12 protein-coding genes are annotated in these 18557 nt (G+C 44.0%); 9 read left to right on the forward strand and 3 right to left on the reverse strand.

The features are described from left to right. Positions 1-45: 45 nt before the first annotated feature. Both EMP01_RS08315 and EMP01_RS08320 read left to right on the forward strand, forming a co-directional pair. Complete coding sequence (locus tag EMP01_RS08315; protein WP_129021045.1) at positions 46-411, forward strand: BlaI/MecI/CopY family transcriptional regulator; 366 nt, start codon at positions 46-48, stop codon at positions 409-411. A 1-nt stretch (position 412) separates the two neighbouring features. Next, positions 413-1786: a M56 family metallopeptidase gene (locus EMP01_RS08320; RefSeq protein WP_129021046.1), complete on the forward strand. Its 1374-nt coding sequence runs from the start codon at positions 413-415 to the stop codon at positions 1784-1786. A gap of 57 nt (positions 1787-1843) precedes the next feature. On the opposite strand, the gene EMP01_RS08325 is transcribed toward EMP01_RS08320, so the two are convergent. Further along, complete coding sequence (locus EMP01_RS08325) at positions 1844-2689, reverse strand: 1,4-dihydroxy-6-naphthoate synthase (RefSeq protein WP_129021047.1); 846 nt, start codon at positions 2687-2689, stop codon at positions 1844-1846. 74 nt (positions 2690-2763) lie between these two features. Here EMP01_RS08325 and cmk point away from each other — a divergent pair, with 74 nt between their 5' ends. Continuing rightward, positions 2764-3465, forward strand: a complete 702-nt coding sequence (cmk, locus tag EMP01_RS08330) for a (d)CMP kinase (RefSeq protein ID WP_129021048.1) — start codon at positions 2764-2766, stop codon at positions 3463-3465. A 134-nt stretch (positions 3466-3599) separates the two neighbouring features. Here cmk and EMP01_RS08335 read toward each other — a convergent pair whose 3' ends face one another. Next, positions 3600-9668: an Ig-like domain-containing protein gene (locus EMP01_RS08335; protein ID WP_129021049.1), complete on the reverse strand. Its 6069-nt coding sequence runs from the start codon at positions 9666-9668 to the stop codon at positions 3600-3602. A 207-nt stretch (positions 9669-9875) separates the two neighbouring features. Beyond that, on the reverse strand, positions 9876-11282 hold the full coding sequence (lpdA, locus tag EMP01_RS08340) for a dihydrolipoyl dehydrogenase (RefSeq protein ID WP_129021050.1): 1407 nt from the start codon (positions 11280-11282) through the stop codon (positions 9876-9878). 155 nt (positions 11283-11437) lie between these two features. On the opposite strand from lpdA, the gene EMP01_RS15765 reads away from it, so the two are divergent. The 6 genes from EMP01_RS15765 to EMP01_RS08365 all read left to right on the forward strand — a co-directional run bounded on the left by EMP01_RS15765 (position 11438) and on the right by EMP01_RS08365 (position 18530). Beyond that, positions 11438-11563 (forward strand): hypothetical protein, encoded by a 126-nt coding sequence (locus tag EMP01_RS15765; RefSeq protein WP_262707776.1) that lies wholly within the window; start codon positions 11438-11440, stop codon positions 11561-11563. Then, on the forward strand, positions 11560-13251 hold the full coding sequence (locus EMP01_RS08345; RefSeq protein WP_129021051.1) for a sodium:solute symporter: 1692 nt from the start codon (positions 11560-11562) through the stop codon (positions 13249-13251). The genes EMP01_RS15765 and EMP01_RS08345 overlap by 4 nt, the downstream gene beginning before the upstream one ends. An 11-nt stretch (positions 13252-13262) precedes the next feature. Then, positions 13263-14414: a glycoside hydrolase family 3 N-terminal domain-containing protein gene (locus tag EMP01_RS08350; protein WP_129021052.1), complete on the forward strand. Its 1152-nt coding sequence runs from the start codon at positions 13263-13265 to the stop codon at positions 14412-14414. A gap of 42 nt (positions 14415-14456) precedes the next feature. Continuing rightward, positions 14457-15356, forward strand: coding sequence for a CorA family divalent cation transporter (locus EMP01_RS08355; RefSeq protein ID WP_129021053.1), 900 nt, complete (start codon positions 14457-14459; stop codon positions 15354-15356). Positions 15357-15585: 229 nt separating this feature from the next. Further along, the gene (locus EMP01_RS08360; protein ID WP_129021054.1) at positions 15586-16317 is read left to right on the forward strand and encodes an NHL repeat-containing protein; all 732 of its coding nucleotides are present in this window, start codon (positions 15586-15588) and stop codon (positions 16315-16317) included. An 80-nt stretch (positions 16318-16397) separates the two neighbouring features. Beyond that, a complete protein-coding gene (locus EMP01_RS08365) occupies positions 16398-18530 on the forward strand; it encodes a gliding motility-associated C-terminal domain-containing protein (RefSeq protein ID WP_161971271.1) in 2133 nt (710 codons plus the stop codon). Positions 18531-18557 lie beyond the last annotated feature (27 nt).

Below are 18557 nucleotides of genomic sequence, written 5' to 3' on the forward strand. Positions count from 1 at the left end.
TGTTTAATTACGAAATATTCGTAGATTTACGAAAAATATGTAGACATGGAAAAGCTGACGATACAGGAAGAAGAGGCTATGCTGGCCATCTGGAAATTGAATGGAGGTTTTGTAAAAGACATTCAGCAGGCGATGCCGCAAAATGAGATTCCTTATACAACACTGGCCTCTACCGTTAAAAATCTTGAGCGTAAAGGGTATGTGCAGGCGGTGAAGTATGCCAATGCCTGGCGGTATGAACCGTTGATCCCTGAACCGGAATATAAGAAAGTGCATATGGGCAATATTGTCCAGGATTATTTTCAGAACTCTTACAAAGCACTGGTGAACTTTTTTGTAGAGGACAACAAACTATCTGCCGAGGAACTGAAAGAGATTATTGCATTGATCGAACAGGGTAAAACGAAATAATATGAGCCCGTCTTTATTCATATCTCTTATGGTGGCCAATACATGTCTTGTATTACTGATCATCCTTTACCATACCGTATATGGCCGCTATACTTTTTACCGGTTTAACCGATGGCTCTTGTTTATCGGCCTATGCTTATCTGTGAGTATACCATTTTTGCGTCTGCCTTTTTTTGAAAGACCGGCAATTGTGCTATATGTAACAGCCCAGGATAGCAAACCTTTTATACCAGATGCATTTGCTACACAACCCTTTAGTAGCCCGAATTTGATTGTTACAGGCTTGTCTGTACTTCTTTTTGCAGGTATGGCCTTGGGCTGCGTTCGCTTACTGATCCGGCTATATGGTATCTACCGGATACATGCTTTGAGTACGGCCACCAGCCACAGTGGTATTGTGTTTCGAGAGGTATCGTTACCTGTTGCCCCATTCGCATTTATGGGCAATATCTATCTCAATCCGTCTACTTTAAATACAGAACAGCTGGACGCGGTATTGCTGCATGAGCAGGTACATATCCGCGGCGGGCACTCCATCGATATGCTGCTGACAGAGCTGGTGCAGATCATTTTCTGGTATAACCCCTGGATGCCATTATTGAGACAAGCGGTAACACAAAACCTGGAGTACCTTACAGACGAGGTAATGATTACAACCGTAATGGACAGAACACAATACCAGTATAGCTTGTTACATACCGCTACCCATAACCGGTATATACATTTAACCAATGCCTTTCTTTTTACTAATCTGAAAAACAGACTCAATATGATGAACAAAAATCAAACCCAATCCGGTTTTAAACTTTCTTATCTGCTGGCTTTGCCCTTGCTTGGGGCTACAGCCCTGATCAGTTCTGCAGGCTTTGCCCAACAGCAGAAAATTGTGATTAAACAAACGCAGCAAGCCGCTGTTCCGGAACAGCAAGCCGATCATTCCGGTAAAATTATAAAACCGGAAAATACGGTTACGGTAAAAGCGGATAAAGATGGTAAAGTGCAGGTGACCAAGCATATGCTTTTAGAAACTGCCGCCGCACAGAAGCATGCACAGCCGGAAACGGTAAACATTGCGATCAAAGCGTCGGATGTAGCTATGGAGCAGGGTGAGGTAAAGGTAACTGCACAGCAGATCACCATAATGCCGGGAACATCCGGAAAAGAAGTACAGGTTACTGTAACCAATGACCAGCAAACGGCAGTAAAAGCGCTGATCATTATTGATGATGTCATCAAAGAAAATGCAGCATTGTCTGACATTGATCCTGGAACAATCGTATCTGTTCAGGTATTGAAAGATGCGGCATCTGTGGAGCAATACGGAGACAAAGCCCGTAATGGAGTGATTAAGATCGTGACGAAGAACGCAAAGTAATTTCTGGTCAGATATGCCTAAACAATAAGCATCCGCTCATAGCGGATGCTTATTGTTTTAAATCATGTATTGTTGCGGCAGGCTGGGAATGATACCTGCTTCAAATGCTCTTTTGAATAATGTTTCTATTGCAGCAGCACCCTCGGTGTCTAAAGAGGTGGTGTACTGGTTTACGTACAGATTGATATGTTTGCGCATCACCTCTTCTTCCATCTCCTGTGCATTGTCCTGTACAAACGCGGATAGTTCGGGATAGCGTTCCCAGCTTTTGGCCACGCTGTCCGAGATCATTTGCTGTACTTCTTGCTTAACAGTTTCCGGCAGATCTTTTTTAATGATGATCCCGCCCAGAGGGATGGCAGCACCAGTAGTCTGTTCCCACCATTCACCGCAATCCATCAGCTTCTCCAGTCCGCGGTCGGCATAGGTAAAGCGACTTTCATGAATAATGAGGCCTGCATCATAAGTGCCGTTCAGCACCTCTGCTTCGATATTGCTGAACAGTACTTCTGTTTTGTTCTTTGCTTCAGGAAATGCCAGGCTCAGTAAGAGATTGGCGGTAGTGTACTTACCGGGAATGGCAATTTTTGCCTGCTGCATAAATGCCTGCACATCGGTAATAGATGCGTATTTTTCTTTAGTAGTAATCAGTAAGGGGCCAACACCTCTGCCCAGTGCAGAACCACTATCCAGCAGCTGGTATGTATCGGTCAGGTGCAGGAATGCACTGTAACTGATCTTGGTAATATCTAATTTGCCTTCCAGCGCCCATTGATTCAGGGTCTCGACATCCTCCATCTCAAAATCGAATTGCAGATCAGATCCGGGATGGTCTTTATTGACCATATCATCAAATATAAACGTATCGTTGGGACAGGGGCTGAAGCCCAGGCTTAATCGCATACAGCAGCATTTTTTTAGGTTTTCAAAAGTAATACATTATTACTTGCTATCTTTGTAAAGTATTCCTAAAAGAAATGAGTAAGAAAATTATTATAGCGATCGATGGCTTTTCTTCCTGCGGGAAAAGTACTATGGCAAAGGCTTTGGCAAAGAAATTGAATTATAATTTCATTGATACAGGGGCCATGTACAGGGCAATTACGCTATATTTTATCCGGAATAATGTGCATCTCGATAATGAGACCAGTGTGGCCGCTGCTCTGGAAAATATTCACCTGCATTTTGAGTTCAATCCACTTACAGAGAAGTCTGATATTGTGCTGAATGATGAAAATGTAGAACAATATATCCGTGAGATGACCATTGCTCAGAAAGTAAGCGAAGTGGCTGCCATAAAAGCGGTGCGGGTATTTGCCGTAAAGCAGCAGCAGCAGATGGGTAAGAAGAAAGGAATCGTAATGGATGGCCGTGATATCGGTACCGTAGTATTCCCTCATGCAGAGTTGAAAATCTTTATGACTGCCGATATTGCCGTAAGGGTCAAGAGACGCTTTATGGAAATGGAGGGACAGGGACAGCACATCAATCTGGAAGATGTGATGCATAACCTGCAGATGCGTGATTATATAGACAGCAACCGTGAAGAGAGTCCTTTGCGCCAGGCAGAAGATGCCCGTGTACTGGATAACAGTGATATGACCCAGGAAGAACAGCTGAAACTGGCCATGAAGTGGGTCGAAGAAACGCTGGCCAATGTCTATTCTGAACAGAAGTAGTTCGACAGCTTTATATAAAAAAGGTAATGGCAGGAAGCATTCTTCCTGCCATTACCTTTTTTTGATGAATGATATCACAAAAACGATGCCCTCCATATGGAGGGCATCGTGCATTCAGAGGAGATAACAGCGTCTTATTTGATCACTTCAAATTTGCGCATTACCATACCTTTATCAGTTTCCGCTTTCAGGATATACATACCCGCTGGCAGCTGACTGAGGTTTATTTTTTCTGTAACTGTTTTCTGCGTTTTCAGATCAATCACTTTCTGACCCACTACATTGTGTACACTAATGTTGCGGAAGTAGATGTTGTCGCCAACCAGTTCCAGTTTCAGTTGATCCTGCGCCGGGTTAGGGTACAGTCTCATGTCGATATTATTTTTCACCACGGTTGCAGTACCTACTGTAAAGTCAACTCTGATCAACAGTGTTACTGAAGTATCGGTACAGCCGTTAGATACATCCATAGTCACCAGGTAGTCTCCTGCCGCAGCGAAAGTATGTACCGGGCTGTCCAGGGTACTGGTTACACCATCACCGAAGTTCCACGCATAAGTATAATTCTGTGCCGGGTTGATTGGTTCAAAGCGTACTTTACCCATAGCCTCGTTAAACAATGGTACAAAGTTGAAACCATCATTTACCGGTTGTGGCATAATCGTAATGGCGATAGCATCAGTACCGGTACAGTTGCTGGCATTGGTTACACTCACAGAGTACGTACCTGCCTGGTTTACACTGATTGTCTGGCTGGTTGCACCTGTATTCCACAGGTAAGCGGCACCAGGGTTAGCAGCATTCAGAGTCAATGGTTGTACGTGACAGATCATAGTATCATTACCCAGGTTCACTACAGGTACAACTTTGTGTGCGATATTGATGGTGTCAGAAGTAGAACAGTTGAAGCTATTGGTTACTTTAACACGGTACTGACCAGCAGCAGCTGCAACTAAAGTACTGTTGGTACTGTTGTCATTCCATAGGTAAGCAGCGCCAGGGTTACCAGCATTTAAGGTCAGTGGTACGTTAGCACATACCGCAGTATCATTACCCAGGTTTACAACTGGTTTAGCATTTACAGTCACGTTAGCCGCAACAGATGTATCGCTACAACCAGAAGTGGTATTGGTTACTATCGCTTTATAGTTACCTGTTTGATTCACTGTCAGTGTACTGGCAGTCTGGCTAGATATAAGGCTAGTGTTGTTCAACCAGCTGTAAGCACCACCACCTGTAGCAGTCAGTGTCTGACTTTGTCCCGCACAGATATTAATTGTTCCGGTAGGGGTTAAGCCTGCAGTTGGTTTCGCTTTGATGGTAGCCGCCACTGTTGTTCTCGGGCTGATACATGCAGTTTGGCCCAGGAATACAACATTTGGTCTATTCATTGATGTAGTTGTTACACCAGAAGTCGAAGTTGTCGCATCGAAGGCAGCAGCTGTAGCCGGTGTTATGTTGTCTATAGAACGTGCATATACACTGTTGAATGTAGTAGCAGTATAGGCCACTGTTGTACCGGAACCATTACCACCGTTTCCTGAGTTATGTACGGTTTCAAGGATCACATTGCTGGTTCCATCCCAGTTAAACGGAGTCGTGAAGGTAAAGGTTACCACTCCGGTTGCAGTTGGGGTGTATGAGGCATTATATACAGGAGTAGTACCAGATACAAATCCGCTCATTGCGGTATTGTTTGTGGTACCCATTCTGATCGTAAAGTCATTACAGGTAGCTGTCGCGTTGATCGCTGTAACATCGAAAGAGATTGCTTTAATGTTACCTGCTACCAGTCCTGCCGCCTGCAGTTCACTTGCAAGGAATAGCATCTGGTGTTTAGTACCACCATAGAAACCACTCAATGGGTTAGGGTATGACGTTGTACTATTGCTGCTGGTACCCGCACCTATTCTGATGCTCTTAGCATAATAAGACTCGGCCGAAACATAATAGTTTGTAGTGGCACTCAGGCTTGGAGTTGTGAAGTTGTTACCCGTGCCTACCGGAGTACCACCAGTTAAAGCGGTAAACCATTTCAATGTATTGCCTGCGGCAGTAGTAGCAGACAGGGTTAATACACCGGGCCCACAACGTTCAGCAGGAGTGTTGGTCAATATAGTAGGATTGTATACACGTACTGTATCAGATGCAGTATTAAAACAAGACGCACCGTCGCTGTTTTTGATCACTGCTCTATAGTATTGTGTAGCATTTAAGGTCGGCGTTGTGTATGTCGCACTGGTACCACCGGTAGTGATATCAGTGAAGGCAACATTATTAGCAGAATTTTGCCATTGGTAGCTGAAGTTAGTCTGTGTAATCGCAGGAGTAATACTTAATGTAGTACTACCGGATTGACAGAAGTCTTTTACTGCTGCTACTGAATTTGCTGTTGACGGTAAAGTTTGAATTTTAACGGTATCAAGGTTTGCACATTGAGATGTTGTGTTCAGCGCATTAGCAGTAACCATTGCAGTACCACTTGTAGCATTCTTGTAATATACAGTGCTGGCATTGGTACCCGCAGTATAAGGAGTAGTTGCCGCAGCATTGGTATATAAGTTTGCAACCGGTGTCCAGGTTACATTGTTAAAGTTAGCCGCCGGAGAACTTACCGTTAAAGTGGTGATCGCATTATTACAAACTGTTTTATCATTAGTTACATCAAATGCCGGAGCTGGAGTTACCGTAGCAGTAACCTGTTGTCTGGTGCCCGCACATTTTCCTATTCCGCCAAACACAATATTAGGTCTGTTTGGAGAAGTGGTTGTTACTCCACTGGTTGATGTTGAGGCATCAAATGCAGCAGCAGTAGCAGGAGTAATGTTATCAATAGCTCTTGCGTAAACACTGTTGAATGTTGTTGCAGTATAAGCTACTGTTGTACCAGAACCATTGCCACCGTTACCTGCATTGTGAATTGTTTCCACGATCAGGTTACTGGTGCCATCCCAGTTGTATGGTGTAGTAAAGTTGAAGGTTACTACGCCAGTAGCACTTGGAGTATAAGAGGCGTTATAGACAGTTGACGTACCAGTAACGAAACCTGTCATAGCGGTATTGGTTGTAGTACCCAGTTTGATGGTAAAGTCATTACAGATACCTGCAGCAGCAAACGCAGTAACGTCAAATGCTATAGAGGTAATGTTACCTGCTAGCAGGCCTTGTGCCTGCAATTCGCTGGCCAGGAATAACATCTGATGTTTAGTACCACCATAGTATGCACTCAATGGGTTAGGGTATGACGTTGTACTATTGCTGGAAGTTCCTGCACCAACTCTGATGGAAGAAGGCACTGAGGTACCTGGTTCCGCGAAGAAGTTAGTAGTCGCACTGATTTGCGGAGTAATAAAACTGTTGCCCGTTCCCAGCGAAGTGCCACCAGTTGCTGCAGCATACCATCTTACCGTAGATCCGGCATTAGCTGTCGCTGCCAGCGTAACAACACCTGTACCACAACGGGTAGCCGGAGTTGTGCCGGTAATGGTTGGGTTACTTACCAGTACCGTATCAGAAACAGAGGTAAAACATACCGCACTGTCACTGTTTTTAACGATGGCACGGTAGTATTGTGTAGCCGTAAGGGTCGGAGTGGTGTAGCTGGTGCCAGTACCATTAGTTGTAATGTTAGCAAATGTGGTATTGTCTGCAGAGTTCTGCCATTGGTATACCACACCGGTTTGTGCAATAGCAGGGCTTAGGTTAATTACACTTGTACCTGTGTTACATAATATACCGGTAGCCGCAATTGCAGCTGCATTAGCCGGAATGGTCTGAATTTTTACGGTATCTACCGCACCACATAATGTAGTAGTGTTATTGGCAGTAGCAATATAAGTTACCAGACCAGCAGTTGCTGATTTCTGATATACTGTATATGCATGTGTACCGGCAGTATAAGGAACAGTAGCTGCAGCATCGGTAAACAGATTGGTTACCGGACTCCAGGTTACGTTGTTATAGCTTGCCTGAGTTGAATTAACTGTTAATGTAGTAGTCGCATTATTACAAACCGTTTTGTTGTTGGTTACATCAAATACCGGTGCAGTATTTACGGTTGCATTTACAGCTAAACGGGAACTGCGACAAGTATACTGGGCATTGAAAATAATCTTTGGTCTGTTTTGAGAGCGGTCATATGTATACGTACCTGCACCGGTAGGGCCAGTGAAGGCCAGCATATTAGGAGCAGTCTCACTATCTTTTCTATATGACTGAGAAGAAAAGTTTGTTGTTGCATCATATTTTACAACAGAACTTGTATTGCTGGTATTTCCATTACTCCAGCTGGTGGAGACAATGATATTGGATGTGCCATCCCAGTTGAATGGAGTAGCAAATGTAAATGTATTGATACCTACAACCGGAGTAAACGTTGCAGAAGGATAAACCGTAGTAGGCGTAGCCTGTATATCTGTTGTTCCGAATGTAGTCAGTGTAGTTGTGGCCATTTGAATGGTGAAGCCAGTCAATGCAGAACCTGCAGTAGTGATATCAAATGCCAGGCTGGTAATATTACCAGCTACAAATCCTGCACTTTGTAATTCCGCAGCAGTAAACAGGTATTGGCTTTTCATGCCACCGTAACCACCGTTAAATGGACTGTAAGGAGCGCTGCCGCTGGTCAATGCACCTGCACCTACCGGCATTGCAGCTGCTGTAATAGTACTTGCTTCTGCATAATATGTAGTCGTAGCAGAAATAGAAGGAGTTGTAAACGGAGAACCAGTACCGATTGATGTACCTCCGGTAGCTGCTGTAAACCAGTTAATCGTTGCGCCGGTATTAGCCGTAGCAGTAAGGCTTACAGTACCGGCACCACAACGTTGCGCCCCGGTAGCTGTCATAATATTGTTTGTATAGTTTAATTGTACCGGAGTAGAATAAACTGTATCTGGCCCTGCACTACAAACTACTCTGCAACGATAAAATCTATCGGTCACAGCAGCAGTATAGGTGCTGGAAGTAGCACTGGTAATACTCGTATAAGTGGTTCCGTCATTAGATGACTGCCACAAGTAAGATAAACCATTGCCTGTAGGGACTGTAGTCAGCGAAAATGCAACTGTGCTACCAGAGCAAAGATTTGCATTCGGTGTAGCAATAGTAGCACCTGGTACAGGTGTAGCACACAAAGTAGTGAAATTTGTGGGTCCTGTCCATACACTTTTGTCTGAACCACTGCACACTGAACGTATCCACACATATTGCTGTGTTGCAGCAGGTAACCCCGAGAGGATTTTAGATGTGCCAGAAGCTGTTCCTGTAGCGGTTGTTGATGCTGTAGGAGCAGTACTGGAAGTGCTTATATAGTATTCATAACCATTACTAGGAAGCGGTGTCGCTGCTGTCCATGTAATAGTTGCTCCGCCTGAAGTCACCGCACTATTTGCAATGCTAGGAGGTGCCGGACAAGTTGGAGGTGTCCATAGGTAGGTCTGACCGCTAACAAAATTCCTCGGATCTGTTGTACTGCCCGTAAATCTACAAGTTGCAGAGTTGGCGGTTCCTGCAATAGAGTTATTCCAGTTTTGGCCTGCAGTGGTAGTAACCGAACGGTTATTGAAATCCGTAGTTGAAGTGGCCATACCAACTTGTGGTTGGTAGCTGGTACTTGTACCCGGACCAGAGTTCAGGTTGTATACATATTTGATCTCACCGGTAATGGTATTGATGCGAACCTGCATGTCGAAATTTTCGGTAATACCGTATCGACACCAGCCTTTCCATTGAAATACCACTTCGTTACCTACTGTTTCCCAGCGGATCTCCGAGGCCGTTGTAGAGGTAGCCTTATTCAGATCTGCATTAAATACGCATAAATGTACACCACCTCCGGCTGGAGCTGTGCTGTTGCCGGTGTAAAGGGTCGTGCTTGGCGAGGTGCCACCAAGTTTTAACAGGCCATTGGAAGTGATCCAGGCAGTTGTGTACTGTACCTGATTTACCGTAACTGCCGGTATGGTGATGGAAGAAGAGGTCCAGCTATCAAGAGAAGTTGTAGACGTTCCATCAATAATCATTGTACCGCCCGTGATCGGGGTAAAGGTTCCGGAGCTTTGCGTAAAGCTATAGGTAGAAACCTGTGCAACAGCTTGTTCTCTGCCAAGCAATGCAAGTGCACCGGCTAAAACCAACTGGCGTAATCGCCTGGGGGTTTTACTGGTTAGTTTTTTGAGATTTGTTTGTAAATGTGCCTTCATACATTCATTACTTTAAGTTGTGTAGAACTAATGTTTCATACTTCAAAAATAGTATTATTTTGTGAAATAATTATATATCTTTAACTTATATATTATATGTAATATAAACACTATATTTACGTAATAGCCTTTGTGGATATATATCGCAGTAAAAAGGGGCGATGTAAATAACATCGCCCCTTTTATAATATTTGTGTAAAATTTTTACTACAGGTGAATTGCTTCGCCTAAAGCTACTTCGATAGCATCTTTCACTGCTTCGCTCATCGTAGGGTGAGGGAAGATAGTGTCTAATTGCTCATGGTAAGTAGTCTCCAGTTTACGTGCAGTTACAGTTTCTGCAATGATCTCAGTTACATTAGCACCGATCATATGGCAACCTAACCACTCGCCGTATTTAGCATCAATAACTACTTTTACGAAACCTTCAGTTGCACCGGCAGCGCTAGCTTTACCAGAAGCAGAGAATGGGAATTTACCTACTTTAACTTCGTAACCAGCTTCTTTAGCTGCTTTCTCCGTCATACCTACAGAAGCGATCTCAGGGCTGCAATAAGTACAACCTGGTACATTACCGTAATCCAGTACAGCTGGAATGTGGTTATATTTACCTTCTTTCTGGGCAATAGCTTCGATACAGATCACTGCTTCTTTCATCGCTACGTGTGCCAGAGCCTGACCGGGAACGATATCACCGATAGCATAGATACCGTCTACGTTTGTTTTGTAGTAAGGGTCAACAGTTACGCGACCTTTATCAGTAGCAATGTTCAGGCTTTCCAGACCGATGTTCTCGATGTTAGTGCTTACACCTGCAGCAGATAATAAAATCTCTGCTTCCAGGGTGATCTCTCCGGTAGCTGTTTTCACAGTAGCTTTTACGCCTTCGCCGCTGATATCAGCTTTCTCTACAGAAGATGAAGTCATCACTTCGATACCTTTTTTCTTGAAAGATTTCTCCAGTTCTTTAGAGATATCCGCATCTTCAACAGGCACGATTCTGTCCATGAATTCAACGATTGTTACTTTAGTACCTAAAGCACTATAGAAGTAAGCAAACTCTACTCCGATGGCACCAGAACCCACAACGATCATAGATTTAGGTTGTGCAGGCAGTGTTAAGGCCTCTCTGTAACCAATGATTTTTTTACCATCGATAGGCAGAGCAGGTAACTCGCGGCTGCGTGCACCTGTAGCCAGTACGATATGCTTTGCGGTATGTTTGGTTACGCTACCATCAGCAGCAGTAACTTCCAGTTCTTTATTTGCATTCAGTTTACCAAAACCATTGATAACCTCAATTTTATTCTTTTTCATCAGGAACTGAATACCCTTGCTCATCTTATCCGCAACACCACGGCTACGTTTAATGATGGCTTCGAAGTCATGCTTAGCACCTTCTACAGACACACCGTAGTCTTGTGCGTGGCTGATGTATTCAAACACCTGTGCTGATTTCAGTAACGCTTTAGTAGGGATACAACCCCAGTTTAAGCAGATACCACCCAGGCTCTCACGTTCAACGATTGCTGTTTTAAAACCTAATTGTGCAGCACGAATGGCGGCTACATAACCCCCAGGACCGCTACCTACTACGATTACATCGTATGCCATAGTAATAAAATTGTTTTTGGTATATTAAATAATGTACTTTTTCGAAATTGATCGCACAAAAGTAATTAATTCAGGGTAAACCAACAATAATTTTGCATGAAGCCTTTTGCAGCCTAGCATAAAAGGATTAGGTTTGCAGGAACGATATCCGATACATGAAAACAATAGATCCCGGACAGATGAAAGAGCGTCGTTACTGGCGCAGCTGGTACCTGGCCCTTATTCTGTGGCTGGCCATACTGATCTTATTGTTCACCTTTTTTACCCGAATGTACAAATGAGTTATATAGACTGGATCATTATGATCGGCAGCCTTATGGCCATTATTATATATGGACTGTACCAGAGTAGAGGGGCAGGCCGCGAATCTTACATTATGGCCGGCAGGCAGATGCCCTGGTACACTGTACTGCTGGGTATTATGGCCACACAAGCCAGTGCTATTACCTTTCTCTCCGGTCCTGGACAGGCTTATACCGATGGTATGCGTTTTGTGCAGTATTACTTCGGCCTGCCGCTGGCAATGATCGTGATCTCGGCCGTTTTTGTTCCCATATTCCGAAGGCTGAATGTGAATACCGCTTACGAGTATCTGGAGCAACGTTTCGGCCGCAATACACGTTTGCTTACAGGCATGTTATTCCTGTTTTCCCGGGGCGTATCAACCGGCATCAGTGTATACGCACCCTCAATTATCCTATCCTCTATATTAGATATGAATATCTACCTGACCAATGTACTGGTAGGCGGATTGCTGATCATCTATACCTATACCGGCGGGGCCAAGGCTATTGCACAGACACAGAAAATACAATTCATTATCATCATCAGTTCAATGGCCTTTGCAGGCTACCTGCTGGTGCAGGCGATGCCCAAAGGCGTTGGTTTTGGTGATGCCTTATACCTTGCAGGCAAGGCTGGTAAACTTAATGTCATCACGACCGATTTCTCTATAAAAGACAAATACAATATCTGGAGCGGAATTATCGGAGGCTTCTTCCTGGCCTTATCCTATTTCGGAACTGATCAGAGCCAGGTAGGGCGTTATATATCAGCTAAGGATATGCGGGACAGCAGATTGGGATTGCTGATGAACGGGATGGTAAAGATCCCGATGCAATTCCTCATCTTGTTATTGGGCGCTTTATTGTTTGCATTTTATTCGATACAGAAAGCACCCATCTCATTTAATGAGAAGGCTGTAACCCTTACCCAGAAAGCGGCACCGGCAGACTATGCCGATCTGGCGATACAGTATAATATGCTTACTGAGCAGCAAGCTCTGAGGGCCACTACAGCAGTGGCGCTGCGCAATACCCCTAATCCTAATGCCATAAGTCATAACCTGAATTTATTGCAACAAACGCAGAAAGAGATTGAACAAAGCCGTGCCCGTTTCCGGGATATGGTGGACAAAAACCAGGTTGCGGCTGAGGCTAATGATACCAATTATATCTTCCTCCACTTTGTACGCAACTATCTCCCGGTAGGGATGATTGGACTGTTGTTCGCCGTAGTATTCCTGGCTAGTTGGGGCTCCATATCAGCTGCCCTGCATGCACTGTCCTCCAGTACGCTGTTAGATGTTCATCTATTATTATCTCATAAGCAAATGACCGACAAGCAGGAGCTGCGCTGGGCAAGGCTATACACCTTACTCTGGGGTATATTCAGTATCCTGGTAGCCATGTTTGCAACCCGTATGGGTTCTTTGATTGAGGCGGTAAATGAACTGGGCAGCCTGTTCTATGGCGTGATCCTGGGTATATTCCTGGTGGCCTTCTTCCTCAAATCTGTATCAGGAAGAGCCGTATTCATGGCGGCGGTTATTTCGGAAGTCCTTATCTTTATTATTTATAAATTAAACGTTGTAGGCTTTTTGTGGTTTAATGTAATAGGATCCCTGCTGGTAATCCTGATCGCCCTGGTGATACAGGCCGGTATAAAAAAGAATCACGAAACTGCATAGCAAATATAATTATGGTAAAATCTGCACTGCTCCTCACAGCACTGTCTTCTCTGGCCCTGGCCTGTAACGGACAGTCGACTGCTAAACATAAGCATATCGGCACCGAGCCGATGATCATAAAAAAACAAACACCTGAAGATATCGGTAACCGCTACTATGCTGCTAATGCGGCCATAGACAAGCGGATAGAGGAACTGTATGCAGCCATGACGCCGCAGCAACGTGCGGCACAGATGATTATGGTAGCCTCAAGCGAAATGCTGGGTTATCCGTATGCAACTACCGTAAAGACCAGTGTTCAGGCACAGAATGCAGCTAACGTTTTGTTTCTGAAGGGTACCCGTGACCAATTTATTAAGCAGCACGATGAGCTGGTTGGTTATAAAATAGAAGGGCTGGTACCCCTGTTTGCCTGCGACTGTGAGCCTACTTTATTGCACAATAAATTTCCCGGACAACCTAAGATGGATGCCACGGCCAATCTGAAAACAGAAGATGCCGTACGCGCTTCAGTAGATACTATCAATCACCTGATGGATGAAATCGGGATCAGCATTAACTTTGCGCCGATTGTAGATATTGCTAAGAATGCTGCAGTCATCAACAAGCGCTCTTTTGGTAACGACCCGGCCATAATCATGAAACAGGCAGGCGTTTTTATCGATGAGACGCAGAAAGACGGGAAAGCCGCTACTATTAAGCATTTTCCCGGGCATGGCGCCGTTACCGGAGATACCCATAAGCAATCGGTATTTATCAATGGTAAGATGACCGAGCTGGCTACTTTTGAAAAAGTAATGAACCAGTCTAAACCGGTATTTGTTATGGTAGGACATATTTCTGTACGTAATAATCCCGAAGGTTTTAATACCGAAAATGATCGCCCCGCTACTACTTCACGTAAAATTGTAACCGAATTGCTGCGGGAGAAAATGGGCTTTAAAGGCATTATCACTACCGATGCCATGAATATGCAGGCCTCCAAAAACTTTCCGGATGCAGACTGGGAAGCGGCGAAAGCAGGTGTGGACCTGGTTTTGATGCCGGCAGATCCGGCCAAACTAAACAGGCTCATTGCAGCAGAGATTACCAAAGGCTCTGCATTGGGCAAGCAGTTTGAGGCTTCCGTAAAACGTATGATCAAATTAAAGCTATTACAGTAATTACTGTTTTATACTATACCTGACCTGTAAAAAGATATTGTGATGGCCGTACCATTCTCCTGTGCGTATACCGAAAAGGTATACGGAAACTTTAAGTGGATCGATATTAAAGACCCTCAGAAAGAGGACCTGGATGGTATTGCCAAAATGTACGGACTGGATTATTATCAGGTCAAAGATAGCCTGGAAGCCGGTCACCTTCCGAAGTATGAAAAGGGAGATGACTATAACTTCCTTATCCTGCGTGCCTATACCCATGCCTTTCATTACAAGAGCAATTCGATTACAGATATCACTAATAAGGTTGCTTTCTTTTACAATCCGCAAATGGTGATCACCATTCACCGTGCCGATTTTGACTTCCTGACCAATGTCAAGCCCCAGCAATTTGCCCAGTCTGAGTTATTGATAATATACCTCATTCATAAAATACTGCGGACCTACGATAAACCCAGCCTGGTGCTATCGGAACGTAATGAACACCTGGAGCGCACGATCTTCCTGCGTACGCGGGCCAAAGTATCACTCGAAGAATTATATTTTCAGAAAGCACATACCCGCATTATCAAGAAACTGCTGCTCATTACACAGAATGTGATGCACCAGGTCGAGATGCCCAAGCCGGTGAAAGTGCCTATGCAGGATGTTCGCGATACCGTACTCAATCTCGTACTGAATTTTGAAGAGGAATGGGAGAATGCCAATAATCTGCTCAACTCTTACCTGAACCTTGATGCCCAGAAGACAAATGGGGTGATGAAACTGCTTACCGTATTCTCGGCCTTCTTTCTCCCGCTTACCTTTATCGCGGGCATATACGGTATGAACTTTGACTTTATGCCCGAGCTCAAGACCCGCTATGGTTACTTTGCTGTACTCGGTCTTATGGCTGTTATTTGTGTGGTGATCTTTATCTGGTTCAAACGGAAGCGGATTTTTTAAGGATAAGGTATTCATATAATTTTCCCTACCCTTCGAGCCTCGAAGGGTAGGACTTATTATTATATCAACTGCAGCGGAGATGCATCTTTTTCTCAAGGCTGTTTTGGATTTCCCGGCTATAAATATATAGTGCTTTAATGCCTGTAATTAATTTAATTATATCCTTTCTTATTTTCTTACTTTTGCCGCCTGAAATTATTGCCTGTAGCGATAATTAAATCACTATTTAATGAAATCAATATTCTTATTTTTTAGTTTTTTACTTGCTGTATTAAATACTCATGCGCAGGATGTACGGTTGGAGTGGGTTAAAGGAATGTTTGCTCCTCATGCAATCCCATATGATATCAATACTGATAAACAGGGCAACGTGTATACAACTGGCACCTATTTCGGGCCTATGGATGCGGACCCGGGGCCAGGTGTATACCTGCTTGATGGCAATGGTTTTGATGCAGCTTATGTAACTAAGTTTAATGCTAGTGGGCAGTTGCAATGGGCTCGCTCCTTTGCAAGTACAGGTAGTGTAAGCGATGGTTTTTCTGTTACTGCAGATGGTAGTGGTAATGTATTTGTATCCGGTTATTTTAGTGCTGTGACTGATTTTGATCCGGGACCTGGAGTGTATAATCTGGATCCTTTGGTTGCCGGGTTTGTATTTGTTGTGAAGTTGGATAGTAATGGTAATTTTGTATGGGTGAAATCATTTACATATGGTTATCCAGTATGCATTGAGGCTGCGGAAAGTGGATCATTGTACATTGGACTTGGCTCGGGGAGTGGTTCGATTGATCTTGATCCAGGTCCTGGAATTGATTTAGTTACCTCCAATGGAGGTAATGCCTTGCTGATGTGCAAACTGGATGCTGCAGGCAATTATGTTTGGGGGAGAAATATGGTAGGGAGTGTTACTAAATATCAATATTTTTCACTGGATCAGAATGGGCATATATATATATGACAGGATATTTTTCCGGAATCAAAGATTTTGATCCGGGACCAGGAGTATATAATCTGGCTGCAGCCTATACATGCACAAATATGTACGTCGCGAAATGGGATACTGCTGGTAATTTTATATGGGCCAGGAGCATGGGCGGACAGACTGGGACCTATCATACCACAGTGGGATCATCTGTTAAAGGAGATGCCCAGGGCAATGTAGTAGTGGGTGGCCATTTTTCTGGTACTACAGACTTTGATCCCGGATTCGGTATTTATAATCTTACAGCAACCACAAGTATTTTTACGGCATTGCAGCCGGATTTTCATATTACTAAACTGGATGCACTGGGTAATTTTCTTTGGGCTAAAGAAATGGGTGGACAAAGAGATGATGGCCTTACTGATCTGGATATTGATTCTGCAGGAAGTATATATTCAACCGGACTTTTTAAAGAGACGGTCGATTTTGATCCTGGTGCAGGAGTACACCTTGTGGCTGCTCATGATGCTGCGAGCGGGAGCGGAACATCAGATATATTTGTACATAAATTGAATGCTTCCGGAATCCTGGAATGGATAAAAACTTTTGGGGGTAATGGTCATGAAGTAGTTGGTGGTATTGCATTGGATACCAGTACAAATGTTTATACAAGCGGTATATATTATTCTATAATTGATTTTGATCCGGATACTCCGGTGTATAATCTGAATGATATGACCTGGGGATATGGGGCATTCATTCATAAAATGTCAGCCATTTGCCCGACATCAGGCGGAGCGCCCACATTAAGCAGTAGCACACTTACAATTATATGTCCGGATACAACGGCCAATATCAGTAGCCTGATAACCAGTACACGCCCTGCTGGTATTGTCTTACAATGGTTTACTAATGATACTCATACCGGTACACCATACGCTACACCGGCTGCTGCTACAGCGGGCACGTATTATGCCTTTTATTATGATCCGGCCAATAATTGCTACAGTCCGGCTGCGGTAGTTACCGTAAGTAATGGCGGTACAACCAATATACCGCTTTTTGATCCTATCGCTCCTTTGTGTAGTGGTGTTATCGCAAGCCCATTGCCAACCAGCTCTACGAATAATATTACCGGTAGCTGGTCACCCACCTGGAATAATGCTACTACGACAACTTATACCTTCACCCCGGCTCCGGGCCAATGTGCAGTTCCTGTAACCAAAACGGTAGTTATAAAGCAAGTTACCTATGGCACGCATTCCGTTTCCATATGTGAGGGTAGCAGCTACCTGTTCAACGGGCAGCAGTATACTACTGCTAATCATACAGCAAAAGATACCCTGACGAATGCGGTCGGTTGTGACAGTATCATTACCCTCAACCTTACCGTCGTTCCGGTCAATCCGGTTACGGTGAATGAGCAGCTGGAAGGCTGTGGCAGCCTGCGTTATAAAGGACAGTATTATTATGCTGATACAGTTGTTAGCGATACGCTTTTATCCCACCTGGGCTGTGATAGTGTATATAACATTGCTACTATTAAAGTATATCCTCAAAATCCTACCATAATCAGCATTGATACCTTTGCCTGTAAACGCCTTACGCTTAATGGGGTTGTGTATACCAGGAGTGTATATGTACAGGATACTATTCGTACAGTACATGGCTGCGACAGTATCATTCGCCATATCAATATTGATATTGTAAACTTCGATCTGGATGCTGTTGCAACAGTAACCAACCCTTACGAAGGTGAGTTTGTGTATATCAATACCAGCAGTGTCACCGGACAATCTTATGAGATCTCCAAATGGCAGCCCGCTGCTTTATTTGCGGATCAGACGGCATATAGCAACAACTTTAAAGCCCTTGTGCCAGGCATGGTAAATGTCCTGGTTGCGGCTGTAGGCAGACATAATTGTGCTGATTCTGTTACGATCCCGATACAGGTAAGACCTTATGATCCGAAAATTATACTGCCCAATGCTTTTACACCAAATGGCGATGGCCGTAATGATGTATTCATGCCACAATTAAGTATTGATCGTGCGTATACCTTCCTGGAGTTTAATGTATATAACCGCTGGGGGCAGATATTGTATAGTACATCCAATGTAAATGCAGGCTGGGATGGCAGTAGTAAAGGAGTATTGCAGGAACAGGGTGTATATTATTATACGATTAAGGTAAGACTACTCAATAACGATGTTCGATCATTCTCTGGAGAACTGACTTTACTGAAATAATACAAACTGAGTCTCCGCTTACAGGAA

The sequence above is a fragment of the Edaphocola flava genome, assembly GCF_004118155.1.
Taxonomy (GTDB): Bacteria; Bacteroidota; Bacteroidia; order Chitinophagales; family Chitinophagaceae; genus Edaphocola; species Edaphocola flava.